This is a genomic window from Streptomyces spororaveus (genome assembly GCF_016755875.1).
Lineage (GTDB): Bacteria > Actinomycetota > Actinomycetes > Streptomycetales > Streptomycetaceae > Streptomyces > Streptomyces spororaveus.
Map to the genome: position 1 here is coordinate 7,797,738 of NZ_BNED01000005.1, position 12,594 is coordinate 7,810,331.

General features: G+C 71.2%; 8 protein-coding genes. 6 read left to right on the top strand and 2 right to left on the bottom strand.

Annotated elements, in window-relative coordinates:
* Positions 1-316: 316 nt before the first annotated feature.
* Both Sspor_RS37630 and Sspor_RS37635 read left to right on the top strand, forming a co-directional pair.
* Positions 317-4,105 carry a bifunctional glycosyltransferase/CDP-glycerol:glycerophosphate glycerophosphotransferase gene (locus Sspor_RS37630; protein ID WP_202204094.1) on the top strand — a complete coding sequence of 1,263 codons (3,789 nt, stop codon included), beginning with the start codon at positions 317-319 and terminating at the stop codon, positions 4,103-4,105.
* Positions 4,098-5,609, top strand: coding sequence for an Ig-like domain-containing protein (locus Sspor_RS37635; RefSeq protein ID WP_202203114.1), 1,512 nt, complete (start codon positions 4,098-4,100; stop codon positions 5,607-5,609). Before Sspor_RS37630 ends, Sspor_RS37635 begins: the two co-directional genes overlap by 8 nt.
* On the opposite strand, the gene Sspor_RS37640 is transcribed toward Sspor_RS37635, so the two are convergent.
* Positions 5,593-6,552, bottom strand: coding sequence for an endonuclease/exonuclease/phosphatase family protein (locus Sspor_RS37640; protein WP_202203115.1), 960 nt, complete (start codon positions 6,550-6,552; stop codon positions 5,593-5,595). The two genes, Sspor_RS37635 and Sspor_RS37640, sit on opposite strands and share 17 nt — an antisense overlap.
* A gap of 165 nt (positions 6,553-6,717) precedes the next feature.
* Between Sspor_RS37640 and Sspor_RS37645 the strand changes: the two genes are divergently transcribed.
* The 4 genes from Sspor_RS37645 to Sspor_RS37660 all read left to right on the top strand — a co-directional run bounded on the left by Sspor_RS37645 (position 6,718) and on the right by Sspor_RS37660 (position 11,172).
* Positions 6,718-7,626 (top strand): aldo/keto reductase, encoded by a 909-nt coding sequence (locus tag Sspor_RS37645; RefSeq protein WP_202204095.1) that lies wholly within the window; start codon positions 6,718-6,720, stop codon positions 7,624-7,626.
* Between the two features lie 92 nt (positions 7,627-7,718).
* Complete coding sequence (locus Sspor_RS37650; RefSeq protein ID WP_202203116.1) at positions 7,719-9,224, top strand: alpha/beta hydrolase; 1,506 nt, start codon at positions 7,719-7,721, stop codon at positions 9,222-9,224.
* A 341-nt stretch (positions 9,225-9,565) separates the two neighbouring features.
* Complete coding sequence (locus tag Sspor_RS37655) at positions 9,566-9,739, top strand: hypothetical protein (protein ID WP_202203117.1); 174 nt, start codon at positions 9,566-9,568, stop codon at positions 9,737-9,739.
* A gap of 92 nt (positions 9,740-9,831) precedes the next feature.
* Positions 9,832-11,172, top strand: a complete 1,341-nt coding sequence (locus Sspor_RS37660; RefSeq protein ID WP_202203118.1) for a DUF2252 domain-containing protein — start codon at positions 9,832-9,834, stop codon at positions 11,170-11,172.
* A gap of 14 nt (positions 11,173-11,186) precedes the next feature.
* Here the strand turns inward: Sspor_RS37660 and Sspor_RS37665 are convergent, their stop codons facing one another.
* Complete coding sequence (locus Sspor_RS37665; protein WP_202203119.1) at positions 11,187-12,521, bottom strand: MFS transporter; 1,335 nt, start codon at positions 12,519-12,521, stop codon at positions 11,187-11,189.
* Positions 12,522-12,594 lie beyond the last annotated feature (73 nt).

A 12,594-nucleotide genomic window follows, 5' to 3' on the forward strand; every position in this document is an offset into this window, starting at 1 on the left:
GAGCCATGGGGAATTGGCCTGCCCCGCAGGTGTGGAAGTTCGCCGCTCATTCGCAAACGTGAAGCTTCGGGCGTGTGGGGCGCCCGTGAACACTTGCTCGCCATTCGGTGATTGGCCTACGCTGCGCAGACGCTGTCAAGGTCGTATAAGTGTGCGGTCGAGTGCGGTCGAGTGCGGTCGAATGCGGTGGGGCGGGTCGGGTGCGTACGGGGAGCGGTGGGTGACCGGATTCAGGGGCGGGTCTGGCGGCGTGCCCCGGCAACTTCCGGTACGCCGTGAGAAGTGTGTCTATCGAGGAGCTTTCTGAGTGGCAGGTATGCCCCGCCTGAGTGTTGTCGTGCCCTTCCAGGATGTTGAGATATACCTCCAGGAATGTCTGGAATCGATAGCCAGGCAGACGTTCACGGCACTCGAAGTGATCATGGTCGATGACGGCTCGACCGACTCCTCGACGGCGATAGCCGCCGACTTCGCCCGCCGCGACCCCAGGTTCAGGCTCCTGCGCCAGGAGTCGATGGGACCGGGACATGCCCGCAATGTCGGCATTCGAGCCGCTCATCCGCAGGCCGAATTCCTCGCGTTCGTGGACGGCGACGACGTCATACCCGAGTACGCCTACGAGCTGCTCGTGCAGACCCTCGAAGGCTCCGGCTCCGATTTCGTGTCGGGCAACGTGCAGATGATGAACTCCACCAAGCGGTGGCAGTCCCCCCTGCACAAGGCGCCCATGCAGAAGAGCAGGCGCGGCACGCACATCACCAGGCTGCCGGACCTCATCTACGACCGCACGGTGTGGAACAAGGTGTTCCGGCGGTCGTTCTGGGACTACCACTACATCGCCTTCCCCGAAGGCGTCATGTACGAGGACTCCTGGGTCAACATGTTCGCCCACTTCCGGGCCGCCAAGGTCGACATCCTCACGGACATCGTCTACTTCTGGCGCCGGCGCGAGGGTGGCGCGGCCCCCTCCATCACCCAGCGGCACACCGAGTTCAGCAACCTCCAGGACCGCGTCTCCGCGGTCCAGTCGGTCAGCCGCTTCCTCGCCGGCCACCGCGCGCGGTCCTACTCGGACCACAAGCGCAAGTACGACCTGGCCTGCCTCAAGTCGGACCTGATGCTGCATCTGAAGGTGCTGCCCGACGCCGACGAGGAGTACCAGGACGCCTTCATGCAGTGGGCGAACGAGTTCCTCGACGAGGCCGACGCGGACATCATCCAGGAACTGCCCGCCGACGCCCGGGTCAAGTGGCTCCTCGTGCGCGAGGGGCGCCTGAAGGAACTCCTCGACGTCGTCGAGTTCGAGCGCAAGGGCGGACCCCTGCCCGTCCAGCGCCGGTTCCACCGCTACCTCAACTACCCCTACCTCGGTGACCGTTCGATCGGCCTCGACAAGAGCGCCTACCGGCTCGACAAGGAACTCTCGCTGCACGGCTCGCTGATCCGGGCGGACTGGGACGACAAGGACCACCTGACCCTGGAGGGGTCCGCGTACGTCCGCTTCATCAACGTGCACAAGCGGCACATGTCGATGAAGGCGATCGCGCTGCGCAACAAGAAGCAGGGCCGCGTCGTCGTCGCCAAGGCGAAGACCACCTACTACCCGCAGGCCACCGAGTACTCGAACCAGAACCGCTACTGCTACGACTGGTCCGGCTTCCAGGTCAGCTTCGACACCAGCCGCCTCAAGCGCAAGGGCGAGTGGGTCGAGGGGACCTGGGACGTCGCGGCGGGCGTCCTGAGCCGCGGCCTGTTCCGCTACAAGGGCATAGCCCGGGGCGGCGCGGGCAGCGCGGCCAACCCGCCCTACCGGTACGTGGACAAGAACGTCCGCGTGGTGCCCCTGTTCCTCCAGGGCAAGCTCAAGCTCCGCGTCGAGACGGTCCGTTGCCGCATCACCCGGCACCGGATGGTCGGTGACCACATCGAACTCGGCGGCGTCTACCTCGGCCCCAAGCTCCCCGAGTGGGCCAAGTTCCGGGTGACCAGCATGAGCGGCGCCGGCCGCCACGACTCGTGGGTCCACTTCACGCCCGGCGGCGAGGGGTGGTACCTCTTCGTCACCCGTATCCCGGTCAAGGCCCTCGTCCCCGGCCACCGCACCAACTCCTCGGACGGGGTCCCCGAGACCTGGAACACCGGCGCCAACGGCTGGAAGACCACCTTCCACGTCGAGGGACGCAAGGCGGCCATCTACCCCGTCATGGCGGAGGACGCCACCGACGGCCACTACCGGATGCCCGCCGGGCTGCAGACCGAGGGCGGGGACCGCGAGGTCTTCGTGCACCGCAACGGCTCCGGCTACGTGGTGCTGTTCGAACGGGACACCCTGCCGCTGGCCAAGTCCGCGACCTGGCGCGAGGACGGCTCGCTGGAGGTCGTCGTCGGCTACGCCGCCCAGGACATGCTCGACGCGTCCGAGTACGCCACGGCACACGTCGTCGTACGCTCCCGCGCCCACGGCGCGGAGCGCGTCGCCCCCATCACCTGGTCCGGCGACGACTTCCGCTTCGCCGTCACCCCCGCCGCGATGCGCACACTGGCCGGCGACATCCCGCTGGCCTCCGGCCGCTGGGACTTCTTCCTGCGCCGCCAGGACCCCTCCGCGGTGTCCCCGGAGGACCGCTCCGGCGACCTCATGATCAAGATGACGCAGGATCTGATCCCCACCCTGCCCCGGGACATGGCCAGCAACGAACGCCGCTACGAGCTGCAGTCGGAGGCCTACGACCGGCTCTCGCTGCTGGTCCACTCGGCGATGCCGGACGAGGCCCGCGGCCCGTACCGGCAGAAGCTGATGCGCACCAAGACGTACCCGGCGGCCCGCCGCCAGCCCGTCACCCAGGCGGTGCTCTTCGACGCCTTCAAGGGGACCCAGTACTCCGACAGCCCGCGCGCGCTGCACGAGGAGATGGTCCGCCGGGGCCTGGACCTCGAGCACCTGTGGGTGGTGCGCGACGACCAGGTCGAGGTTCCGCCCACCGCGCGGCCCGTGCGCATGTGGTCCCCCGACTGGTACGAGGCCATGGCCCGGGCGAAGTACGTCGTGGCCAACAACCACCTGCCGGACTGGTTCGAGAAGCGTGAGGGACAGGTCGTCGTACAGACCTGGCACGGCACGCCGCTCAAGCGCATCGGCCACGACATCGAAGCCGTGCACTTCGCGGACAAGCGGTACCTGGAGCGTGTGGAGAAGGAGGTGCAGAACTGGGACATGCTGGTGTCCCCGAACAGCTTCAGCACCCCGATCCTCAAGCGGGCCTTCCAGTTCCCCGGCGAGATGGTCGAGAGCGGCTACCCGCGCAACGACATCCTGCGCCGCGCGGACTCCGGACAGCGGGCGGCCGAGGTGCGCCGCCGCATCGGCCTGCCGCCCGGCAAGAAGGCCATCATGTACGCCCCGACCTGGCGCGACGACCAGTTCTACGCACCCGGCAAGTACAAGCTCGACTTCCGAATCGACCTCGAAGAGGCCAAGGCGCAGCTGGGCCACGACCACGTCCTGCTCGTGCGGCGCCACCCCAACGTGGTGGACCCCGTACCGGGCGCCGGCGACGGCTTCGTCTTCGACGTGTCCGACTACCCGGACATGGCGGACCTCTCGCTCATCGCCGACGTCATGATCACGGACTACTCCTCCCTGATGTTCGACTTCGTCAACACCGGGCGGCCGATCCTCTTCTTCACCTACGACCTGGACCACTACCGGGACACCCTGCGCGGCTTCTACTTCGACTTCGAGCAGTCCGCCCCCGGCCCGCTCGTGTACTCCTCCCCGGAGCTGATCGGGGCGATCCGCAACATCGACCGCATCCAGCACGGCTACGCCGCCCGCTACCGCTGGTTCCAGCAGGAGTTCTGCGACCTCGACGACGGCTACGCCTCGGCCAGGCTGACCGACCGCATCCTGATCGCCGGAGGGGACCTCGACCCCGCCCGCGCCCAGGCGCCCGCCGTCGGAGCGGTCCGCCCCGCGGCCCCCGGCGGACCGGCCGGTCAGCGCGGCCAGGCGGCCCGGACAGATCAGGCAGGTCCCTGGAACGGAGGCACCCTCGGTCAGGTGCCGCGCCAGCCGGCGAGAAGAATGGATTCCGAGCATGTCTAAGACAGCCCAGAGCACGCGCCGCGTCTTCACCGGCGTGGACTCCTCCGGGGCGGTGCCCATCGAGTACCGGTTCTCCCACGCGCGCAACGGCAACCGCCACCTGGTCGTCGTCTTCGCCAACCGCTACGCGACCAACGAGTACGGCTGGGCCAACGGGAAGCTCGACCTGCTCCGCTCCAACATCCTGTGGATCCGCGACCTGTTCGACGGCGCGAACACCTACTACCTGTGCAAGGGGATGGACTTCTCGCTGGAGCAGTCCGTCGCCGGGGTCATCTCGCGCGTCATGGGCTCGCTGGGCCTCTCGCCGGACCAGGTGACCATGTTCGGCAGCTCCAAGGGCGGCAGCGCGGCCCTGTTCTACGGGCTGAAGTACGGCTTCAGGAACATCGTCGCCAGCGTGCCCCAGTTCCGGATCGGCACCCGCGTCAAGGAGGGCAACCCCGAGGCGGTCCGGGTGATGATGGGCGAGGCGACGGAGCACAACGTACGCGTCCTCGACTCGGTCCTCCCCGACCTGGTGCACAGCGGGGCCAACCGCGCGGCCAACATCTATCTCGTCACCTCGCCCCAGGACGAGCAGTACGCGAGCCAGGTGGAGCCGTACGTCAGGCTGTTCCAGGGGCACGAGAACTTCAACTTCGTCTACAACGACTCTCCCCTCATCACCGACCACGGGAAAGTCACCCTACGCAACCTCCCCACCCTGATCGGGCTGCTGAACCTCCTCGTCGAGGGCATCACCCCCCGGTTCGGGATGGTCCGCAACGGCTACGAGGAGCCGACGCGCGACACCTCCGCCATCGACGCGTACCTGACCCAGACCTCCCTGGTGCAGGGTGACGAGTCCTTCCCCCGGCCGGTGGTGCTCACACCGACGACGGAGGAGCGGGTCCCCGCGAACACCGTCCGGTTCACGGGCACCGCCGTGGGCGCCGTACGCGTCAGCTTCTGGCAGGACGGCAAGCACAAGGGATCCGCGCCCGTCGCCGCGGACGGTACGTGGGTCTGGGAACGCAGCAGCCCCTGGCCCAAGGGGCGGCACGTCGTCAGGCTGTTCGCCGCCGACGCGAACAACTACCAGACCGAGCGCACCGAAGTGGTCTTCACGGCCGTGGAGAACGCGTCCGCGGCCCTGCCGGAGTACGAGCCGGCGCCCGCGCCGCTGCCGAGGCCGGCGCAGCGCCTCGTCCTGTCGGTGACCGCCCCGGCCGCCCACCAGCAGCTGCCGGGTCCCGCCGTCGGCTTCGCGGGCTACGCCCCGGGCGCCGTCCGCGTGGACTTCCAGGAGGGCGGAGCGGCCCTGGGTACGTGCGAGGTGCGGGCCGACGGCAGTTGGGCCTGGGAGCCGGGCTGGGCCTGGAACCAGGGCGACCACTTCGTCGAGGCCATCGCGGTGGACGCCGTCGGCAACGCCTCGCCCTGGACGGCCGTCCCCTTCACTCTGATCATGAACTCCTACCCCGCGCCCGAGCAGGGGGCGTACTTCAACGCACGGTACTGACGCCGGCCGGATCCTGGGGGCGGGTCACCCGCATCACCAGGGGCCGGTGGTCGGACGCCTTGGTGTCCACCACGTCGCACGCGGTGCGGGGGAGCTGGGTGAACAGGTAGTCGATCTTCGTGCCGTCCTTGAGGGTGGCGCGCCCCTTCTTCGAGCTGCCCTTCTGGTCGCACTCGCGGTAGGTGGTGTACGCGTCCGACGGCCAGATCCAGGCGGACGAGTTGTGGTCGCCCACCGGCGGCGGGGAGTTGAAGTCCCCGCCGAAGACCGTGGCGGCGTCCGTCGACGCGGCGGCGACCAGCGAGCTGAGCTGGTCGTCGCGGAAGTCCCAGTCCGGGTGCTCGTCGTCGCTCTCCCGCAGCGAGAGGTGCGCGTTGCACACCCGCACCCGCTGGGCCGGGACCCGCGCGCACAGGATCCCGCGGTGCAGTCCCACGGTCGGCTGCTCGGTCGGGATCGCCTCCACGTCGGTGAGCGGGGAGCCGGCCAGCAGTCCGTAGCCGGCCTGCCCCTTCCCCTGTCCGGTGCAGTCGACGGACGTACGGCGGCCGGCCGCGTCCACCTCGGCGTACGGCTCGAAGGCCGACTGCCACTGCGGCCCGAGGCCGCGGGCGAAGGAGACCAGGTCCTCGGAGCACACCTCCTGCAGGAGCAGGACCTGGACGCCGGAACCGCCGGTCAGGTCGCGCAGTTGCTTGAGCTTCTCCTTCGGCCCCCCGGTCTTCTCACAGCCCCACTGCCGCACCCCGCACATGTTCCAGGTGGCCACGGAGACCTCGTCGGCCTTCGCGGGACCCAGACCGCCACCCGTGACCGAAGCCGGTGTCTGCGCCGACGTGCACGCCACCGCGGTCAACAGGCTCAGGGTCGTCGCCGTGCGGCCGAACCGGCGGCGGAGCGACCGCCGCCGCGACCACCACCCGGTCTCCATGTGTCTCTGCATTCGGACATCATTGGGTATGGGCCGGTCAGACCGTGCATCGGGCCCGGTGTGAGGCGTTCCGCGGGCTCGCCGGACGCTGTCGGACGCACCTCGGACACCGCCTAGGCTGGGGCCGTGACGAACGCGAACACGAGCCCCGGAGGCGACCGGGTGCTGTACGGGTGCATGGGACTGGGCGGCAGCTGGGACACCGACCCGTACGGGCCCGCCGACATCGACGCCGCCGAGGCGGCCGTCGGCGCCGCCCTCGACAGCGGCATCACCACCTTCGACCACGCCGACATCTACCGGCACGGGAAGGCCGAGGCCGTCTTCGGCGAGGTGCTCGCGCGCACCCCGGGCCTGCGCGAGCGGATCACGCTCCAGACCAAGTGCGGGATCCGGCTGGGCGACAAGGACCGCCCCGGGATGTACGACCTGCGCGGGGAGAGCATCACGCGGCGCGTCGAGGAGAGCCTGACCCGGCTGCGGACCGATGTGATCGACGTCCTGCTGCTGCACCGCCCCGATCCGCTGGCGGACGTGGACTCGATAGCCTCCGCGCTGACCTCCCTACACCGCCAGGGCCTCGTACGGGGCTTCGGCGTGTCCAACATGGGCGCCGCGCAGATCGCCCACCTCCAGGCCAGGCTCGACGTACCGCTGGTGGCCAACCAGCTGGAGATGAGCCTGCACAGCCGTGCCTGGGTCGAGGCCGGAGTGCTGCTCAACACGCCGGACTCCGCGCGGAACGGGTTCCCCTTCGGCACCCTGGAGCACTGCCGCGACCACGGCATCCGCCTCCAGGCCTGGGGCGCGCTCGCACAGGGCCGCTTCACCGGCCGTGAGGAGACGCCCGCCGAGCGGGCCACCGCGGCGCTGTTGGCCGAGCTGGCCCGGCGGAAGGACACCACGCCCGAGACCGTTCTGCTGTGGTGGCTGATGCGGCACCCCGCCGCCGTCGCGCCCGTCATCGGCAGCGCGCGCCCCGAGCGGATCCGGGCCTGTCGCGACGCGGCGCTGCGGGAACCCGACCTCACGCACGAGGAGTGGTACGAGCTCTGGATCGCGGCCCGGGGCGTACCGCTGCCCTGAGCCGGCCGGGCGCGGGGAGTGGGGGTAGCCCCACCGGCGGCCGACCGGCAGGCCGGATGGGGCCCCGCGGCGAGATCAACAAGGCTTGCGCCATGACGACTTACCCGCACAAGGCCATGCTCCTCGCCCTCGCCACGGCCACCGTGGCGGCCGGCCTGACCGCGACCGCCGCACCGGCCGTGGCCCGGACCGCACCCGCCGCCCCGCAGCTCACATGGCACCGCTGCACCCAACCGGACGCCCTCGCCGCCCAGGAGTGCGCCGAACTGCCCGTCCCGCTCGACTACGACGACCCCGGCGGCCGACAGCTCACCGTCGCCGTCTCCCGTATCCGCAGCGACCGCCCCGAGGCCCGGCGCGGCACCCTCGTCGTCATCCCCGGCGGACCCGGCGGATCCGGTGTGCAGCGCCTGACGCAGAAGGGCGACGCCCTGCGGCGCGAGCTCGGCGGGGCCTACGACCTCGTCGCCTTCGACCCCCGGGGAGTGGGCGCCAGCACCACCGCGAGCTGCGACCTCGCCCCCGAGGACCGGTACCTGACCAGCCTGCGGTCCTGGCCGGGCCCGAACGGCGAGATCACCGAGAACATCGCCCGGTCCCGGCGCATCGCCGAGGCCTGCGCCCGCAACGGCGGCCCCGAACTGCGCAGTTTCACCACGGCCAACCAGGTCCGCGACATGGACCGCTTCCGCGAGGCGCTCGGCGAGCGGAAACTCTCCGCCTGGGGCACCTCGTACGGGACCTACGTGGGCGCCGTCTACGCGCAGAAGTACCCCCGGCACACCGACCGCTGGGTCCTCGACAGCAGCGGCGACCCCGACCCGAAGCGGGTCGCCCGCGGCTGGCTGGCCAACATGGCGCAGGGCGCCGCGGACCGCCTCCCCGACTTCGCCGCCTGGGCGGCCCACCCCGACCGGGACCTGGACGGCCTGCGGCTGGCCGGGGAAGCACGGGGGGTGGAGCCTCTCCTCGTCTCGCTCGCGGCCCGACTGGACCAGGAGCCGAGGGCGACGACGACCCCCGGAGTGCCGCTGACCGGCAACGGCCTGCGCCAGGCCCTCCAGAACGCGCTCTACGCCGACGCCGCCTTCGCCCCCTTCGCCCGGCTCGTGCGGTCGGCCCAGGACCCGGCGGGGACGCCGGTGCTCCCGAGGGAGCTCGCCGCGCCCATCCGGAACGAGGACGCGGCGCTCATGGTCAGCGTCATCTGCAACGACGTGGCATGGCCGGACGTGCCCATGGCCTCCTACCGGCGGGCCGTCGAAGAGGACCGCGCCCGGCATCCGCTCACCGCCGGCATGCCGGTGAACGTACTGCCCTGCTCCTTCTGGAAGACGCCCGCGCAGAAGCCGACCCGGATCACCGACGACGGCCCCTCCGGCATCCTCATGCTGCAGAGCCGCCGGGACCCGGCCACCCCGCTCTTCGGGGCCCTGAAGATGCGCGAGGCGCTGGGCGACCGCGCCCGCCTGGTCACCGTCGAGCAGGGCGGCCACGGGCTGTACCTCGGCAATGGCAACGCCTGCGGGAACCGGGCCGTCACCGAGTTCCTCACGACCGGCCGCCGCCCGGCCCGGGACACGGACTGCGCGAACTGAAAGGTCGTGTTTCCTCGCGAGTGACCTCCGGGCAGGGTACCCGCCCACCTCCCCGTCACCGTCCCGGTCCCGCGCAACCCGTACGACGTCACCCGCCTCGCCCGGGTGACGGCGGACCCGGCCGCGCCGCTGCTCTCCGAGGGCGAACTCCGGTCCGCCACACGGCTTTCAGTGGCCGGGGCCGGCTCCCGCGGCTGCCTCCCGTTTCTCCTCCCGCCCCACTTTCCGTACGGCCTTGGCCCCGGATATCCATCCGTACTTGTGGGTACTGCGGCCGAATGGCGCCGGATTTGATAGTTCTGGACTGGTCCGGTGTGAGAAAGCTGCGGGAAGGACCCGGCATGTTCGATCTACTGCGCCCGGAGACCGTCATGTGCCCCTTCTGCAAGGCCACCGCCGCCGACGGAGTGGTGCGGACCTTACGGACCGGAGCAGGGTCACTGTCGGTGACCTGGCACACCCTCAACTGCCCGCACTACGCGGCCGACCGGATCCTCGCCGAGAAGGAGGGCTGACCCGGGCCCTCCCGGACCGCTCCGGGCTCGGCGACATGCGCGACCGGATCCGTGCGGCGAGGATGAGGGGGACCGGCGACGAGGAGCGGCGCATGACCAGTCCAGCTGAGCGGCTCCGGCGCGGACGGGCCGTCCGCAAGATCACGGGCCGGGCCGCGCACGGGCGGTGGACCGCTGCGCCGGACCGGCCCGACCCCGTCGAGGTACTCCAGCGCCAGGGCGCCGACCGGGTGCCCGAGCTGCTTCCGATCCGCTACGGCCGAATGGCGGCATCGCCGCTCGCCTTCCTGCGCGGCGCCGCGGCCGTCATGGCCGCCGACCTCGCCACCGGCCCGCAGACCGGCCTCACCGTCCAGCTGTGCGGGGACGCGCACCTGCTCAACTTCGGCATGTTCGCCTCACCCGAACGCGCCCTGCTCTTCGACCTCAACGACTTCGACGAGACCTTCCCGGGCCCCTTCGAATGGGACGTCAAACGGCTCGCCGCGAGCGTCGCGGTGGCCGCCCGCGACAACGGGCACGGCGACGACCGCGCCGCGCAGGCGGCCCTCGGCGCCGCCCGGGCCTACCGCCGGACGATCCGGGAGCTCGCCGGACACCGCGAGCTGGAGGTCTGGTACCACCGGATCGACACCGCCGAGCTGCCGCCCCTCATCGGCAAGCCCGAAATGCGCGACCGGGTGGAGGCCAACCTGGCGCGCGCCCGCCGCCGTACCAGCCTGCACGCGCTCGGCAAGCTCACAGAGGTCCGCGACGGGCGCCGGCGGATCATCCACGACCCCCCGCTGCTGGAGCCGCTCGCCCGGGCGGACTCACGCGAGGTCGACCGGATCTTCGGCACGTACCGCAGCACCCTCGCCGAGGAACGCCGCCTCCTGCTCGACCGCTTCCGCTTCGCTGACGCGGCACGCAAGGTGGTCGGCGTCGGGAGCGTGGGGACCCGCTGCTTCATCGTGCTGCTGCTCGGCCGCGACGCCGACGACCCGCTCTTCCTGCAGATCAAGGAGGCCGTGCCGTCCGTCCTGCAAGGCCACCTCCCGGCCGACGGGCACGATCACCAAGGGCACCGGGTGGTCGCAGGCCAGCGGCGCATGCAGGCCGCGGGCGACATCTTCCTCGGCTGGACGACCGGACCCGCCGGCCGCCACTTCTACGGCCGGCAGCTGCGCGACATGAAGGGGTCGGCCGAAGTCGCCGGCATGTCCCCCGGCCTGCTGCGGCGGTACGCCGAGCTGTGCGGCAGAACCCTGGCCCGCGCCCACGCCCGTACCGGGGACCGCATCGCCATCGCGGGCTACCTCGGCGGCGCCGACACCTTCGACCGCGCCGTGGCGGGCTTCGCGCTCCGCTACGCGGACCGGACCCTCGCCGACCACGCGCTGCTGACCGCCGCGATCGCCGACGGACGGCTCACCGCCACCCCCGGCGTCTGAGACCCCGCGGGGTCTCAGACCGGCGCCCCGCTCGGCTCCGCCTCCCGGGCCGCCCGGCGGCGCAGCGCGTCCTCGTCGGTGTCGGCGTCGTAGGAGATCAGCTTCGGCAGCAGGGCGGCCAGTACCGCCACCGAGGCCACGCAGGCCAGCCCGCCGCCCCAGAAGGCCGAACGGGTGCCGGTCCAGCCGGCCATGGTGCCCGCCCGGACCTGTCCCAGCTGCGGTCCCACGCTGTACGAGAGCACCTCGATGCCCGCGAGCCGGCCCCGCAGCTCCTCCGGGATCGTCTGGTTCCAGATCGTCGCCCGGCCCAGCCCGCTCACCATGTCGCCCGCGCCCGCCACCGCGAGGCACAGCAGCACGAGCCAGATGCCCGAGGAGGCGCCGGCCCCCGCGACCGCCAGGCCCCAGACCGCCGCCCCGAACACCACCAGCAGGCCGTGCCGGCGTATCCGGGACATCCAGCCGCTGGTCATGCCGAGCACCAGCGAGCCCACCGCCCCGGCCGCGTACATCAGGCCCAGCGCCCACACCGCGTCGAGCTCGTCCGCGAGGAAGGGGTAGATCGCGTTCGGGAAGGCGAAGAACATCGCCGCCAGGTCGACCGCGTACGTCCCCAGCAGCACGGGCCGGCTCCACGCGTACCGCGCGCCCTCGGCGATGCCGCGCAGCGACGGGCGCTCGGCGCCCTTCACCGGCGGCGCCGGACTGAGCCGCAGGCACAGCAGTACGGAGGCGAGGAACCCGAGGACGGTGACGGAGTAGGCCGCGGCGTGACCGGCGAACGCGACCACCACACCGGCCAGTGCCGGACCGGCGATCGCGCCGAACTGGTAGCGCAGCCCGTTGAGCGCGGCGGCGGCCGTCAGCTGATCGTGCGGCACGATCCGCGCCATCAGCGAGTCCAGGGCCGGCCGCTGGAGCCCGCTCAGCGCCGACACGCCCGCCGCGACCACGTACAGCGGCCACAGCAGCGGATCCGGCAGCAGCGCGTTCACCAGCAGCACCAGGGCGAGGACCCCGAGCCCGGCCTCGGTCAGCAGGATCATCCGGCGCCGGTCGACCGCGTCGGCGAGGGCGCCCCCGTAGAGCCCGAAGACCACCAGCGGGACGAGCTCCACCGCACCCATGGCACCGACCGCCAGCGGCGAGTCCGTCAGGTGCTTGATCTGCAGCGGCAGCGCGATCATGGCCATGAACGAGCCGAAGTACGTCACCGTGCCCTGGTAGAACAGCAGCCTGAACTCACGACCGGAACGGAACGGGGCGAAATCGGGCAGTATGGCGGCCCACCGGGAAGTGCTCACGAGATGCCATCGTCCGTGGACGTCCGGCCCGGGGCAACGCATTTTCCGTGTACACGCCCCGTATCGGTCACGGACGGGCGAATCCGGAGCCCTGCGCGTGGCATCACGGGCCCGC